Origin of the sequence: Rhizobium sp. BK538 (assembly GCF_014197575.1) — a bacterium.
Taxonomy (GTDB): Bacteria; Pseudomonadota; Alphaproteobacteria; order Rhizobiales; family Rhizobiaceae; genus Rhizobium.
In genome coordinates this window covers 30,145-44,389 of record NZ_JACIFT010000020.1, presented here as the reverse complement: position 1 = coordinate 44,389, position 14,245 = coordinate 30,145, and the positions used below count along the sequence as shown (strand labels likewise).

Below are 14,245 nucleotides of genomic sequence, written 5' to 3'. Positions count from 1 at the left end.
GCGCAAAATCTGAATAGCCTGCGTTCACTCAGCTTTGAGGAATGGCTTGGCTGATTTCGGCTTTTCTTCGGCAGCATTCCACACACCTTCAGTTCATCACGTAGCCTCCTTGCCTACCGAAAGCTATCCCATGCTCGCCGGCGCCGTCGGGGCCACCAAGAGCAAATATCTGGCTGATGTCATTTGCAGCAGATCGTCAACATCGACCTGGAAACCCTCCTGCTCACAGCAAAAACGTCAGCCGGCTGCACCGCGAGCTATTGAATCGTGGCTCTTAGCCATATGACGGCGGCGGCAGCGCCTGCGTCCGGATGACCGATTGCGCGCTTTCCGAGATAACTCGCGCGTCCAAGCTTCGGATGCATGTCACTCGTCCGCTTCATTCCGTCCTCGGCTGCCTCCACGGCCGTGCGCCAAGCGGTCTTGAACGCCACGTTCGAACCGAGTTGATCGCTGAGCGTCCGGGCAGCGGGTTCCAATGCGTCAACCATGGTCCGGTCGCCGGGACGGGCCCCACCAAGATCCATGATCGCCTGAACCGCGTCCAAAAATGCGCCTGCTATGTCGGCGGCGGTCGGCTCGTCAATTGCAGACAAACGACGTGCCGCACGCATGAGTGCAGTGGCATAGAACGGCCCCGAACTTCCCGCGATCGCTTTCCTGACCCGCTCGCCAGCTTGTGACAACGCTTGAGCAACGCTTGAGAATGCAGCGTCAGGCAGGGACAGCAAAGCGTCCGCGCCGCGCCGCATGCTTGCCCCAAGGTCGCCGTCGCCAGAGATGCTATCCAGTCGCGCCAACTCGTCTTCTGCATTGACAAGCGCGCTGGCGATGCTGGCGAACAGTTGACGCAACCGCTGGCCCGATTGAGTAGCAACGGCGCGCCGACTGTCATCGGCGGGTACGGAATGGGAGGGGATGCTGATCGTCGCTCCAGGTTTATTGATTTTGCCTCCGCCTGGCCAGGCGAGCGTTTCGACCGGATGATCAAGACGCACCAGGTCGTCTGCCGTTATCGGCAAAATCGACAGCGAAAACCCAGGCATGTCGAGAGCGGAGAGGAACGTTCCGGCCCAACTGCGAACGACCGTCATGCCTTCTCGCTCAAGCCGCGCCAGCCCGGCGCGTGCCAGGATGGCGAGCTCCAGGGGCGGCGTCGATCCAAGGCCATTCACGAGGAGCGCGACATCGTCTCCACGCTTGATTTTTCCGTCGGCAATCATCGTGTCGATAACGAGATCCACCAATGCGTCCGCCGAAGCATTGGCCATCCTCTTGACACCCGGTTCACCATGAATGCCGAGCCCGATCTCGATTTCATTCTCCCCAAGTGTAAAGCCGGGCTTGCCGACCGAAGGAAGCGTACAGGATCCGAGCGAAACACCCATGGAGGAGATCCGCTCTGCCGCAGCCTTGGCGATCGCTGCGACCCTGCCAAGTGCCAGGCCCTCAGCGGCCGCCGCGCCGGCGAGCTTGTGAACCAGGACGGTGCCGGCGATGCCACGGCGGCGCTCGGCAGGAACCGTGTCACGAAGTGCTGTATCGTCTGCAACGACGACAATCTCGACCGGTATCCCCTCAGCACGGGCCATCTCGGCGGCGAGCCCGAAGTTCAACCTGTCGCCCGTGTAGTTCTTGACAATGAGAAGAACGCCGGCGGGCCCGCCAACCGCCCGGATCGCGGTAAGGACGGCATCGGCACTTGGCGAGGTGAAGACGTCGCCTGCCACCGCCGCCGTCAGCATGCCGGGTCCAACATAGCCGGCATGGGCCGGCTCATGGCCGCTGCCGCCGCCGGAGATCAGCGCGACCTTGCGGGCGCAATCGTCCGGCAGTCGGGCCTGAACGACGATGTTTTCGTCTCCCAGGAGTGCGGTTGCCGGCGACAGGGCAACAACGCCTTCCAGCATTTCCCGGACGACATCTTCCGGCCGGTTGATCAGTTTTTTCATCTTCACTCCCATAGCAATGTAAGGATTATTGGACCCCATGGGTCTGCGGCAACACCCTTGCGGTCACCCCACGGCCGTGACTTCGACGGCGGAACGCTTGCTGCGGCCGCGGTCACGCTGCGCCGCCGGGCGATGAAGGCGCTGCTCGAGGGCGCGGGCAACGAGCGAGGCCGGCCAGGCGAGCGCAAAATAAAGCAGCGCAGTCAGCGCGAAGACGGAGAGCGGCATGAAACTCTCAGACATGATCTCGCGCGAGACCAGCGTCAGTTCCGGAACCGCGATGAGGGCGCAGATGGAACTGTCCTTCAAGAGCGAGACCAGATTGATCAACAGCGGGGCAATCGTATGCCGGACCGCCTGCGGCAAAAGAACAAGCCGGAACGTCTGGAATGGTGTCATGCCGCTTGCCAGTGCCGCCTCGCGCTGGCCCGTCGGAACGGCGCTAAGGCCAGCGCGGAACACTTCGGCGAGATAGGCGCCATAGACCGCTGCAAGGCCGATCGTTCCGGCAGACAAGGCCGACAGGGTGATTCCTGCGACTGGCAACGCGAAATAGAGAAGATAAAGGATCACCAGAACCGGCACGCCGCGCGCACATGCGATATAAAGGCGTGCAATGAGCCTGAGCGCGGGATTGCGGCGACTGCGCAGATATTCGATGAGCAGCGCCAGTACGAAGGCGAGGCAAAATCCGCCCACCGTCAGCGCAAACGTCGATCGCAGGCCAACGAGCAGCCGCGGCACCCAGTCGGTAACATTGTCTGCAATGGTTTCGACGAACATCATCGCGTCTCCAGCCGGCGCTCAACCAGGGACGTGAACTGTGCAACGGCGCCAGTCAGAACCAGGTAGACGAGTGCGGCACTTCCATAAATCAGGGTTGTTTCGAAGGTCTCGTTGACGAGCTGGCGAGCGTTGAACATGATCTCGGGTGCAGCGATTGCGGCGACAAGGGACGTATCCTTGACAAGCGCAACCGCGTAGTTGCCGAGCGAGGGCAGCGCCAGTCTCAATCCTTGCGGAAACACGATCAGTCGAAAGGCGACGAAGGGCGTCAGGCCGATCGACGCCGCAGCCTCACTCTGGCCGGCGGGAACGGATAGAAACCCCGAGCGAAATATGTCGACGGTAATGGCGCTGCCAATCAGGCCCAGCCCGACGATGGCCGCCAGCATCGACGGCAGCCTGATTCCAAGCGATGCAAGGCCGAAATAGAGCAGGAACAGAAATGTCAGGCTCGGCACGTTGCGCAGCGCTTCGACATAGACGCGGATGGTCGTCTGGAGCATGCGGTTGTTCGTCAAAACGGCGGCTGCGGCAAGCGCCATGCCAATGGCGAGCGCAACGGCAAGCGCGCCTGCGGTGACCTTGACGGTAACCAGCGCTCCGGTCAACAACGCCTCAGCGATCAAGCCTGGAAGTGCATCACTCATCGGCCCCCCCAAGCTTGAGGCTTGCGAGAAATTGCTTCAGGCGAGGTGACTTCGGCTGATCAAGCACCGCCTTTGCGGATCCCTCTTCGATGATCTGTCCGCCATCCATGAAAATGATGCGATCGGCGACCTCGCGCGCAAAGGCGATCTCGTGCGTGACGAGAACCATCGCCCGCCCTTCGGCTGCCAGCTCCTTGATCACGGTCAGCACTTCACCGACGAGCTCTGGATCGAGCGCCGACGTCGGTTCGTCGAAGAGCAGGAGCTTCGGCTGCTGCGCCAGCGCGCGGGCGATCGCCACACGCTGCTGCTGGCCACCAGAGAGCCGCTGCGGCATCTCCTCGGCCTTGTGCGCCAGATGGACCTTGCCGAGCAGATCGCCTGCAAGCGTCTCGGCATCACCGCGGCTCATCCCCCTGACCTTGCGTGGCTGCAGCGCGACATTGGCGCGAACGGAAAGATGCGGCCACAGGTGGAAATGCTGGAACACCATCCCGATTTCCGCCCGCTGCGGCGCCATCTCCCGATCCGTCATTGGCTGCCCATTCCGCCTGCGTCCGATCAACTGCCCTTCGAGGCTTATCTCGCCCTCTGTCGGTGGCTCGAGATAGTTGATGGCTCTCAGACAAGTCGATTTGCCGGAGCCGCTCGGACCGATCAGAGCGACACGCTCGCCCCGGTCAAGCTTGAATGAGACATTCTTGAGGACTGTCAGGTGACCGAAGGTTTTGCCGAGATTGGCGACCTCCAGTAGAGTGTCGGCGGCCATGGTGACCTCCTTGTTCGAACGGTGGATGCGGCCGGTCGCCCGGCCGCCACTCTTGCTATTTTCCGCAGGCTGGCGGCGTCCAGCCGGCGGCGCGATCCGCACCCACCCGAAAGTTTGCGGCCGACGGCGTATAGTTGGCCTCGCTGATATTGCCGTAGCGTTTGCCGATCGCCTTCACTTCACATGAGCTCCAGAGCGCGCGAATCTCGGCGCTGAGATCAGCGGCAAGAGCGGCATTCTCCTTGGAGAGGCCAAAAACATACTGGCGGCCGAGACCGGTCAGCAGCGGAAAGTCGGGGTTATTGTCGGTAAAGGCGAGATTGACGAGACCCCAGTCAGGATTCTTCAACAGGGCATAGTCGATGACCGGCGGGTCGCCGACCAGCGCCTCGATACGCCCGGCCAAGAGATCGCGAAGTGCCGCGTCGGTGCTGTCATAAAGGGAGAGTTCCAGTCCAGGTACCCGTCGAAGCTCCGGCAGGAACGAGAAGCCCGTCATTGAGCCGACCTTGCGGTTCTCGAGGTCCTTGAGTGTGTGCCATCCAGAGGCCTTCTTCGAGGTGATGCCGTTTTGAAAGTAGCCGGTCGGATCCGTCATCGAGAGCGTATCGGCACGCTGCTTTGTCCAGGCAACGTTGCCGCCGATAATGTCGACGCGGCCGGTCTGCACGGCAGCGATCGCTCCCGACCACTCCATTGGCACCGGCTTGATCGTCAGGCCGAGCTTGTCGGCCACGATCTGAAGGATGTCACCGTCATAGCCGGCAAGCTTTCCATCGCGGGCCACCAGTCCTGGCATGTCGCCGGTGATGGCGACGGAGAGCACGTTTTCTTCGCTCAGATGGTAGGACGGATCGATGGCCGCGGCCGGACCCGATGCGAGTCCGATTGTGAGCGCCACAGCGCCGCCGAGAAATTGATGAAGTGGATGTCGCATGTCTGTTCCCTTTCGTTTCCCTTGTGAATTTCAGGATTGAACGGCCGTCGCCGGAGGCTGGTTGAACCGGGTCATGGCGAGGCCGGATATGGATGTCGGTGAATGACCTTCGAGGCAGAGCTCGGCGAGCACCGCACCGACGGCCGGTCCGAGTTGGAAGCCGTGGCCGGAAAAGCCGAAGGCGTGAAAGAGGCCGTCGACGGTCGGGCTTGGCCCGACAACCGGCAGTCCGTCGGGCATCCGTCCCTCAATGCCCGTCCAGCTTCGCAACAGCAGGACGTTCTTTAGCTCAGGCACCATGGCGACGGCTGCTGCGGCCGCCTCCATGGTGATTTCGGCGAGCGGCCGGGCGCGCAGGCGCTCTCGATCGGCAGTACCGAGGCCTGCGCCGAAGATGACGCTTCCATGGGCGGTTTGGCGGATGTAGATGCCGCCGCCACAGATGCCGAGATTTGGACCAATCAACGGGGCGATCGGCTCGGTCACGCACATGTTCGGCGCCATCACCGTCTCATCAACGTGGTCGCCGAATTGCGCGGCGATCGCCGCACCCCAGGCACCGGCAGTGTTGACCAGACGGCGCGCTGTGAGCACGATCGGATCATTGTCGAGGCGGATGGAAAATCCGCCCGTGCAAGAATCGGCGCCGATCACCCGGCAGCCCTCTCGAATGTCGGCTCCCAGCGCGCGGGCAGCGCGCGCAAAGGCAGGCGCGACAAGCCGCGGATTGGCTTGACCGTCCTCGGCGCACAAAGAGCCACCCACATAACGGTTCGAAAGATACGGAAACCGGGCGTTGAGATCGCCTGCGTCGAGGATAAGGGTATGAATGCCGTGTGCGCCAAGGAGCAAATGATGCGCAATCAGCTCGGCCATGTCGTCATCGTTGCGGGCAAGTTTCAAGTGGCCGGTGGCCGTAAACTCGCAGTCCGTGCCGATCAAACTTTTCAGGCTGCCCCAGATTGCCCGGCTCCTGCGCGCAAGGGCAAGCTCGGCTGGATGACGCCCCTGCTGACGGACACCTCCATAATTGACGCCGCTTGCCTGGGCGCCGCAGCGGCCGCGCTCCACGAGTACCACGGAGGCGCCCTTGAGGCGGGCATGGAGAGCCGTTGAACAGCCAGCAAGCCCACCGCCGATGATCGCAATGTCGAAGACCCCGGTCACGGCCCGCCTCCGGTAAGATCGGCAAGCGTGACTGGCTTGATGGGCGCCTGTGCGCGCAAGCGACCAACGGTCTCGATGCCAACGCCAGCCGCCGAAGCGATGAGTTCGGCAGCGGAAGCGCCACAAAGTCGTCCCTGGCAGCGCCCCATTCCGACGCGGCAAAAGGCCTTTATCCGATTGATCTCGGCCTCGCCTGAGGCCGCCACCGCCTGACGGACTGTCCCCGCGGTCAGGCCTTCACAGCGACAGACGAGGACGTCGTCCGAAAGCGCGGCAGCGACCCGATGCGGGAACGCGAAGATCTGATCCATCGCTTTTCGAAAACGCGCGGTCTTTGCGACCGTGCGCCGGTCACGTCCAATCTCGATCGGCTCAATGTGACCGCTGTCACGCAGCAGCGCTGCTGCCGCCAGCCGTCCACTGGCCTGGGCAGTCTCGCTGCCGCGGATCGAAAACCCGTCACCGGCAAGATAGACGTTCGCCATTGACGAGCGGCCGTCGCGATCGGCGTGGGGCAACCATTGTCTCTGAACAGGGTCAAAGGAGAATTCGAGCCCCAGCAGATCAGCGATCTGGGTTTCCGCCTTCAGGCCATGACCGATTGCCAGGCCATCGCAGGTCGCAACCTTGTCGCGGCCACGCCAATGATAGGCAATGCCCGTCACATGATCATCGGCGCCGCGCAGGACCTCGATCAACCGGACGCCAGTCAATAGCGGAACGCCGCGCCTGCGAAGCGTGGCCATGTAGAACAGCCCTTTTGTGAAGGCGGTTCGGCCCGAAGCGAGCGCAGGCAGCAGCGCCATATGGCCGAAGGGATTGCCGACTTCGAGAACCGCGACAACGGTCGCGCCCGCCTTGGCGTACTGGTAGGCGACGAGGTAGAGGAGAGGGCCGGTACCGGCAAAGACGACGCGCTGGCCGATCAAGGATGCTTCCGCCTTGAGCGCAATCTGTGCGCCCCCGAGGCTATAGACGCCCGGGGCCGTCCACCCTTTCACCGGCACGATCCTGTCCATCGCACCCGTCGCGATGATCAGATGGGACCAGTTCTGGACGGAGGGCCCGCTTCTACTGACGACATGCAGCTTGCCTTCGCATGCGCTCCAGATATGGGTCTCGGGTCGATAGTCGATCTTCGGTGCGAGCGCAGCGAAACCATCCCGAAATTCGACCGCCCTTCTTGCGTCGAAGCCGTAGAGCTCGTCGTCGGTTCTTTTGAGCTCGGCCCGTGGATGGCGGAAGATCTGTCCGCCCGGCTGAGCCGCCTCGTCGATGACAACCGGCCGCAATCCGCACTGCGCAAGGGCGGCTGCGGCCGCAATGCCTGCTGGTCCTGCACCGATAATGACTGGGGTCGTGTCCATCAGATCGCCTCCGGCGCAGTCGTCAAGAGTTCCATGTCGGCTTCCACACGGCTCGTGCAGGTCCGCAGGCGGCGCCCATCTTTGCGCCACAGCCAGCAATCCTGGCAGGTGCCCATCAGGCAGAAGCCCGCACGCCTCTCAGGAAGAAACTCAAAGTTGCGAGCGTGACCGATTCCCATCCTGATGGCCGTCAGCACGGTCTCGCCTTGCCGGGCGGTATAGGGTCGACCATCGACCATGATCCGGATCGCCTTGGCGCCAGCAGCGGCAAGTCTCTTCGGGCCGGAATGGGCCTGATCCACCATCTTCGTATCCTTCCTCCCGGATTTGATGTTGACAGGCTATGCGTCCATATTATGGATGTCAATGCTGATATAAATCCACATATGCAAGTTCAACAGAAGGATGCTCGAAACTTGAATACTACCACAGGGAGTATCTCGATGACCCGCCACAGCGAATGCGGCGCTTCGGTTCTGGCCGCCCGTTGCAACGGAATCGACCGCGTTCCGTCAGGCGTGCACAGTTCCGCGCGTCGCACACTCTTGGATACGCTCGGCGTTGCGGCGGCAGGATCGACGACGGATGCGGGCCGGGCCTCGCTCAAGGCGGCAGCCGAGATATGGGGAGACGGCGCAGCGGCCGTCTGGTTTACAAAACGGCGTCTACCGCCTGTTGGAGCGGCCTTCGTCAATGCCACCTACGCGGCCGCCCTTGATCTCGATGATGGGCACCGTAAGGCATCCGGTCATCCCGCCGCCGCGATCGTGCCCGCCGTACTTGCCATTGCCGGGTCAGCCGGCTGCAGCGCCGACCGGTTGCTTTGCGCGATCGTCCTTGGCTACGAGATTGCCGTGCGCATTTCGGCTGCGCGCGATATCAGGACGATCCGCACAACGGACACAGGACTGTGGTGTGGACCGGGTGTTGCGGCTGCCTGCGGATGGCTGAAGGGCCTGTCGACATCGGTGATTGCCAACGCCATCGCGATCGCGGGACAGACCGCGACATCTCAGGCGGCGACCGGTTGGACCAGGCTCGGCCATACCGTCAAGGAAGGCATACCTTGGGCAACGGCGAACGGGCTTCAGGCGCTGGCGCTTGCAGCCGCGGGCCATCGTGGCCCCCTCGATATACTGGACGATCCCGCGCTCTACGACCGGCAGCGTCTGCTGGACGGCTATTCAAAGACCTGGGCGATCGATGAGGCATACTTCAAGCTCTACAGTTGTTGCCGATGGGGACATGCCGCAATTGATGGAGCATTGGTTCTCGCTCAGCGACTGCAGGCGGGTCCCGACGATATCGAGGGCTTGATGATTGAAACCTTCGAGCGTGCGCTGACGCTGCCGAACCAAAGTGAGCCCCAATCGGCCGAGGCCGCACAATATAGCATTCCCTTCTGTGTCGCCTTGGCACTGGTACACGGCGAAAAGGCGTTGCTGCCGATGGACGATGCGCACCTTTTCGACAAGCGCGTGACCGGGCTTGCCCGACGCATCGGCTTGTCGAGCGCAAATGACTATTTCGATTCTTTTCCTGCCGCCACGCCGGCACGTGTGACGATGACGGCGAAGGGAAAACGCGAAACGATCGAAGTGCTGCATCCAAGGGGCGAACCGCAAAATCCGCTGACTGCGCGCGAACTGCAGGAAAAGTTCATGAAGCTCTCGTCGGCTCTGAGCCAGGAGCAGACGGCAGGTATTGTGACGGCGGTCCACGGGCTTGGCATCCATCATAATCCGGCTGCGCTGATTGAGACATTAAGCAGCGCCAGCTAGACGTTTACAATGTCGCCCGGATGTATAAGGAATTCCTCGAACTTTGAGTTTGGGGGCAACGCATGGCGAAGGACGAGATCGCGGCAACAGGAACTCAGCTGCTGGACAGGGCGGTCGCGATCCTGAAGTATCTCGGTGATGTCGGCCAGCGCGGTGCGTCGATGGCGACAATCGGCGAGGCCATGGGCCTGAAGCAGCCGACGGTTCATCGTATTGTTAGCGCCCTCGAGCGCCATGGCCTGGTCGATCGCGAGCGGGAAACAAAGCGCTACCGGCTGGGCCTTGCGCTCTTTGCAATGGGGGTGTCGGCAGCCGATGGCACAGGACTTCGTCAGCTCGCCCGCCCAGCGCTGTTGCGGCTTGCGGCTGCGACAAGCGACTCGGTGTACCTGATGGCGCGTGCCGGCTTCAACACTGTTTGTGTTGACCGCCAGCAGGGCACCTATGTGATCGACAGCCTGACTGGCCATATCGGCGGGCAGATCCCGATGGGCATAGGGCCGGCAAGCCAGGCCATTCTTGCCTTTCTTCCGCCGGCGGAAGCCGACGTCATTCTCAACACGAACGCAATGCTCTACAAGAAATTTGGCACCTTCACGTCACGTAAGATCAAGGACGCGCTTGAGAAGATCCGCGAGCAGGGATATGCGATCGACGATGGAGAACTTGTCGCAGGGATTGCCTCCATCGCAGTGCCGATCTTGCCGCCGGGCCGCGATGCAATCGCTTCGATTGCCATCAATCTCACGAGCCCCAGGTTAACGGCCGAGAGAAGGCCAGAACTCGTCGCACTGTTGACCAGGGAGGTGCGGGAGATCGAGCAGCAGCTCAATCCACTCGCCACCTGACGCCACAAGCGCAACGACAGAACCCAGAGAACCCACCGCCGGACCGGGCGCCATTAGCGATCTGCGATCCAACCGTCGCGTCATGGCCCAGCAAAGCAGCGCATCGTTGCTTATCAGGTCGTCTTGCTGCCCTATCGGAACAAGCCACAGAAGAAATAAAGCCGGAACGTCGTCACATATTCCGGCCCACTTGTTTTGACGAACGACCTATACGTGCTGCTCTTGCGTGCATCTTTCTACGGGCGGCATTGACGAAAGACGGGGACGAGGCGTTGCGGCGCAGCGGCGTTTCCGCTGCCCATCCCGGATCTCCCGGATCGAGGTGGTCTTGATGCAGAACCGCTCACCGCCGAGATGGAAGGCGATGATGTCCAGCGTCGCCTGACCTGGGGCCGAAGCTGCCGTTTTCATTCAGAACTCCTCCCACTTCGTCGCGGCGGCTGCCGTAGCCGCGCGGCCGTCAAATGCGCCGGCGAGCTTGCGCGACAGCGCCCGGGCGGGCGAGGCAACCGGCCGCATCCGCTGGCCGGCGAGGCGAGGCGTGGCCGCGGCCTCGGTCTTGAAGCGGGCGATCAGCCGCGCCAGATTGGCGGCCTCGTCGGCGAGCCGGCTGGTGGCTGCGGTCGATTCCTCGACCATCGCCGCGTTCTGCTGCGTCACCTGGTCCATCTGGTTGACAGCGATCGAGACCTCGCTCAGCCCCGTGGACTGTTCCTTGGCGGCGGTAGCGATCGAATGCACATGCTCGTTGATCTTGACCACATGGCCCTGGATCAGCGAAAGCGCCTCGCCGGTCGCCGTCACCAGCCTGACGCCGGAGTTGACTTCCCCGCTGGAGCGGTTGATCAGCGCCTTGATGTCCTTGGCGGCATTGGCCGAGCGCTGGGCGAGCTCGCGCACTTCCTGGGCGACGACGGCAAAGCCCTTGCCGGCATCGCCGGCACGCGCCGCCTCGACGCCGGCGTTGAGCGCCAAGAGGTTGGTCTGGAAGGCGATCTCGTCGATGACGTTGATGATCTGGCCGATCTCGCCGGAGGCCTTTTCGATGCGGTCCATCGCCGACACCGCATCCTTGACCACCGCGCTCGACTGCTCGGTACTTCTCCTCGCCTCGTCGACCATGTGGCTGGCTTCCGTCGCCCGTTCGGTCGAGCTCTTCACCGCGGCGGTGATCTCTTCCAGGGCCGAGGAGGTCTCCTCGAGCGAGGCCGCCTGCTGCTCGGTGCGCTTGGAAAGAGCGCCCGAGGCCATGCGCATCTCGCCGGCGCCGCCATTGATCGTGTCGATCGCCGCGCGCACCTCGCCGAGCACCGAGCGCAGGTTGGCCATCGTCTGGTTGACGTTCTGCTGCAGCTCGCCGAAGGCGCCCTGGAACGCGCCGCGCATGGTGTCCGTCAGATCGCCTTCGGCGAGGGCTGAAATGACCCGGCGGGTTTCGGCAATACCCTTGTCGACCGAGGTCACCAATTCGTTGACCTGGGCGGCGAAGCGGTTGAGGTCGGCATTGTCGTAGTCCTTGATGATGCGGCGGGAGAAGTCGCCGGCGACCGCCGCCGAGACGACCTCGCCGATGCTCGACTGCAGGTCGGCGCTCTTTGCCTGCAGTGCTGCCTCCTGCGCATTCATCTCCTGGACCCTGATGCCGTTTTGTCTGAACACCTCGACGGCGCGGGCCATCTCGCCGATTTCGTTCGTTCGGTCGGTGAAGGGTACGTTCGTCCCCAGATTGCCTGTTGCGAGCGCGGTCATGCAGTTGGCAATCCGCGCCATCGGCCGAAGCACACCTCGAAGGACGATCCTGAATGCCGTGCCGGCCAGCAGCAATCCGCCGACAAGCACGGCGCCATTTGCAATCATGGACAGGCGCGCATCGCTGGCGGAGGCAGCGGTCAGTTTGTCGGCGGCGTTCCCAGCCTTGTGCGCCAGGGCGAGCAAAGCGTCGATCGCGGAGGTTGCCTCGGCGATCCATTTGCCGGCGTCGAGCGGATAGGGCCCGCCGGAGATGCCCGCCTCATAGACTGCCTTGCGTGTGGTCTCAAAGCTGCCGAAGAATGTTAGATTGACGGCCGCCGCTGCCGCCTTGACATCGGGGTCGGCATCCTTTCGGGGGCGACCGCCAACCAGGACTGCTCGACCCGTCCCCGATGGGTGGCGAGCGTCTGCAGTGTTGCGGTGTCCAGCGCTTTCCCGCTCGATACGGCCCGGCCGATCAGCGCGCGCTCCCGTCCGGCATATTCGCTCATGGTCCAGATCGCGCCTTTGGCGTCCTGAATCTGGCTGATTTTGGTTTCTGCCGTGTCCGGAAGGTATTGCGCGGCGATTCTGAGATTCTGCGACGCCATGATCAGTGCCGTCATGGTCGGCACCCATTGCTCCGCAACTGCGCTCTCCCGTGCAGCAAGCGGGCTCTCGAGCGCGTTATCCACTTGGCGGCGAAGATCGACGACCTGCTTCCACGCGGCTTTCACATTGGCGACGGTCGTGTCGCCGGCCTTGACGGCGTCGACTTCTCCAACCCGTTGCAACGCCTCGGCCAGTGCGGCGTCGGCATCTTCCCGACGTTCCCGAAGCGCCTTTCGGGTCTCAGAAGACAGCGGGTTCTTGCCCGCAAGGGCCGTATTGGCGATGCCTCGCTCGACGGCCCAGTTCCCGGCCGCAGAAAGCAGCAGGTCGGATGTCCTGTTGCTCGATTCCACCTGCCCGGCATCCGCGAGGTTCGCCCAGGCATCGATGACTTCCCGCCCGGCCAATGCAATGGCCGACAGGCAAAGCAGCGACACAATGGCAAGGAGGCTGGTGCGTATTGAAATGGACGTTCGTTTCATCTTCATTCTCTTGGGAGGCAGGGCACAGGAACGCGTCATGAATCCTGTCCAAAGAAGCGTGAAGCCGATCGAGTCATTCGCCCGGCAAGGGTTGCGTCAAAAGCCGCAAAGGCAGCGCGCCCGGTAAAGCCATGCGCCTATAGGAGGTATGCATGCAGATAATCAACTATAAAGGTTACTAGATTGCTATTTTACGTTGTAGTCGTTGCTTTTATGCACTGGCTTCCCAGTGAGCCTGGCGATATTGTCGCGGCCCGATGAACGCTGTCCTGGCGATAACCGCACCCCATGGATTGCACACGAGCGATCGACCGAAGGTTTCTCGACGCGGGCCACTTGGTGCTGGATAGCTGCCGCATTGGCGGCGTACTGCTAGAATGGATTGTATCAAAATGAACAATCATTCACCATTTCATACAAGCATACGTTGACATTGTCGGCGAACGCGTGAAAGGAGACTTATCGACCATCATTCTCTTAAGTTGTATTCTCCGATGTCCCGCCGTCATTCTTCGTCCGCAAGATTTCCTTTCGTTCCAGTGAAGGTTCTTGCTTTGACAGCGTGTTGCGCGATCTGGATATCGCCTGCTGTTTTCGCACAGAATATTGTTTCTCCCCCGATAAACCAGGAAGATGCCAAGGGCCAGACAGCGCCAGCGGAAACGGCTGGCGAAGGGCCTGAAGCCGTTTCCGTCAAAAAGTTCGACGACTGGTACTTCCGCTGCGCGCCGTCCCGCCAACCAGCACGCACCTGCGAGATCGCTCAGGTTGCGCAAGTCATGCGTGAGGGAAAGAGCGTTAACGTCTTGACGCTTGCTATCGCATCAGCCCCGGAAATTACGACAAAAAGTAGCAAGAAGCCCGCGCCTCCACTGAGCTTGACCACGCTCGTGCCGCTGAACGTCGCCCTGCAGGCCGGCCTCTCCATCAGAGCCGAGGGAAAGCCCGTTGCCAAGCTCGCCTATCGCAATTGCAATCAGACGGGATGCTGGGCCGAGCAGTCAATGGCGCCCGCAATGCTGGCCGCGCTTTCGAAGGGGACGAATGGCGAGGCTTCGCTACGCCTGATCGACGGCCAGGACATCAACATCCGATTTTCGCTCAAGGGCCTGAAGGCGGCGCTGTCTGCCCTTCAAGCCCAAGCTTCGAAGTAGCGGGAGTCGGAT

13 protein-coding genes and 2 pseudogenes are annotated in these 14,245 nt (G+C 62.1%); 3 read left to right on the top strand and 12 right to left on the bottom strand.

Features of this window, described 5'->3' with window-relative positions; genetic code table 11:
* Window positions 1-257: 257 nt before the first annotated feature.
* The 8 genes from FHX09_RS22525 to FHX09_RS22490 form a co-directional block, all read right to left on the bottom strand.
* Window positions 258-1,952 carry a dihydroxyacetone kinase family protein gene (locus tag FHX09_RS22525; RefSeq protein ID WP_184450678.1) on the bottom strand — a complete coding sequence of 565 codons (1,695 nt, stop codon included), beginning with the start codon at window positions 1,950-1,952 and terminating at the stop codon, window positions 258-260.
* A gap of 63 nt (window positions 1,953-2,015) precedes the next feature.
* Window positions 2,016-2,738, bottom strand: a complete 723-nt coding sequence (locus FHX09_RS22520) for an amino acid ABC transporter permease (RefSeq protein ID WP_184450677.1) — start codon at window positions 2,736-2,738, stop codon at window positions 2,016-2,018.
* Complete coding sequence (locus tag FHX09_RS22515; RefSeq protein WP_184450676.1) at window positions 2,735-3,385, bottom strand: amino acid ABC transporter permease; 651 nt, start codon at window positions 3,383-3,385, stop codon at window positions 2,735-2,737. Before FHX09_RS22515 ends, FHX09_RS22520 begins: the two co-directional genes overlap by 4 nt.
* Window positions 3,378-4,154 carry an amino acid ABC transporter ATP-binding protein gene (locus FHX09_RS22510; protein WP_184450675.1) on the bottom strand — a complete coding sequence of 259 codons (777 nt, stop codon included), beginning with the start codon at window positions 4,152-4,154 and terminating at the stop codon, window positions 3,378-3,380. Before FHX09_RS22510 ends, FHX09_RS22515 begins: the two co-directional genes overlap by 8 nt.
* A 55-nt stretch (window positions 4,155-4,209) precedes the next feature.
* Window positions 4,210-5,091, bottom strand: a complete 882-nt coding sequence (locus FHX09_RS22505; protein WP_183721872.1) for a transporter substrate-binding domain-containing protein — start codon at window positions 5,089-5,091, stop codon at window positions 4,210-4,212.
* A 30-nt stretch (window positions 5,092-5,121) separates the two neighbouring features.
* Window positions 5,122-6,258: an FAD-dependent oxidoreductase gene (locus FHX09_RS22500; RefSeq protein WP_184450674.1), complete on the bottom strand. Its 1,137-nt coding sequence runs from the start codon at window positions 6,256-6,258 to the stop codon at window positions 5,122-5,124.
* A complete protein-coding gene (locus tag FHX09_RS22495) occupies window positions 6,255-7,625 on the bottom strand; it encodes an NAD(P)/FAD-dependent oxidoreductase (protein ID WP_184450673.1) in 1,371 nt (456 codons plus the stop codon). Before FHX09_RS22495 ends, FHX09_RS22500 begins: the two co-directional genes overlap by 4 nt.
* Window positions 7,625-7,930 carry a (2Fe-2S)-binding protein gene (locus FHX09_RS22490; protein ID WP_132593755.1) on the bottom strand — a complete coding sequence of 102 codons (306 nt, stop codon included), beginning with the start codon at window positions 7,928-7,930 and terminating at the stop codon, window positions 7,625-7,627. The genes FHX09_RS22495 and FHX09_RS22490 overlap by 1 nt, the downstream gene beginning before the upstream one ends.
* 138 nt (window positions 7,931-8,068) lie before the next feature.
* Between FHX09_RS22490 and FHX09_RS22485 the strand changes: the two genes are divergently transcribed.
* Both FHX09_RS22485 and FHX09_RS22480 read left to right on the top strand, forming a co-directional pair.
* Window positions 8,069-9,406 carry an MmgE/PrpD family protein gene (locus FHX09_RS22485; RefSeq protein ID WP_183721863.1) on the top strand — a complete coding sequence of 446 codons (1,338 nt, stop codon included), beginning with the start codon at window positions 8,069-8,071 and terminating at the stop codon, window positions 9,404-9,406.
* Between the two features lie 62 nt (window positions 9,407-9,468).
* Window positions 9,469-10,254: an IclR family transcriptional regulator gene (locus tag FHX09_RS22480; RefSeq protein WP_007791060.1), complete on the top strand. Its 786-nt coding sequence runs from the start codon at window positions 9,469-9,471 to the stop codon at window positions 10,252-10,254.
* A 207-nt stretch (window positions 10,255-10,461) separates the two neighbouring features.
* Here the strand turns inward: FHX09_RS22480 and FHX09_RS22475 are convergent, their stop codons facing one another.
* From FHX09_RS22475 to FHX09_RS30065, 4 genes and pseudogenes are all read right to left on the bottom strand, one after another.
* Window positions 10,462-10,665 carry a hypothetical protein gene (locus tag FHX09_RS22475; protein WP_183721860.1) on the bottom strand — a complete coding sequence of 68 codons (204 nt, stop codon included), beginning with the start codon at window positions 10,663-10,665 and terminating at the stop codon, window positions 10,462-10,464.
* Window positions 10,666-12,036 (bottom strand): annotated as a pseudogene (locus FHX09_RS22470) (methyl-accepting chemotaxis protein); the annotation flags it as partial. It abuts the gene before it with no gap.
* Window positions 12,037-12,308: 272 nt separating this feature from the next.
* Window positions 12,309-13,079 carry a nitrate- and nitrite sensing domain-containing protein gene (locus tag FHX09_RS22465; protein WP_184450672.1) on the bottom strand — a complete coding sequence of 257 codons (771 nt, stop codon included), beginning with the start codon at window positions 13,077-13,079 and terminating at the stop codon, window positions 12,309-12,311.
* A gap of 268 nt (window positions 13,080-13,347) precedes the next feature.
* Window positions 13,348-13,440, bottom strand: a pseudogene (locus tag FHX09_RS30065) (carbon-nitrogen hydrolase family protein); the annotation flags it as partial.
* A 193-nt stretch (window positions 13,441-13,633) separates the two neighbouring features.
* Between FHX09_RS30065 and FHX09_RS22460 the strand changes: the two are divergent.
* Window positions 13,634-14,233 (top strand): invasion associated locus B family protein, encoded by a 600-nt coding sequence (locus FHX09_RS22460; RefSeq protein WP_246699492.1) that lies wholly within the window; start codon window positions 13,634-13,636, stop codon window positions 14,231-14,233.
* Window positions 14,234-14,245: the final 12 nt, after the last annotated feature.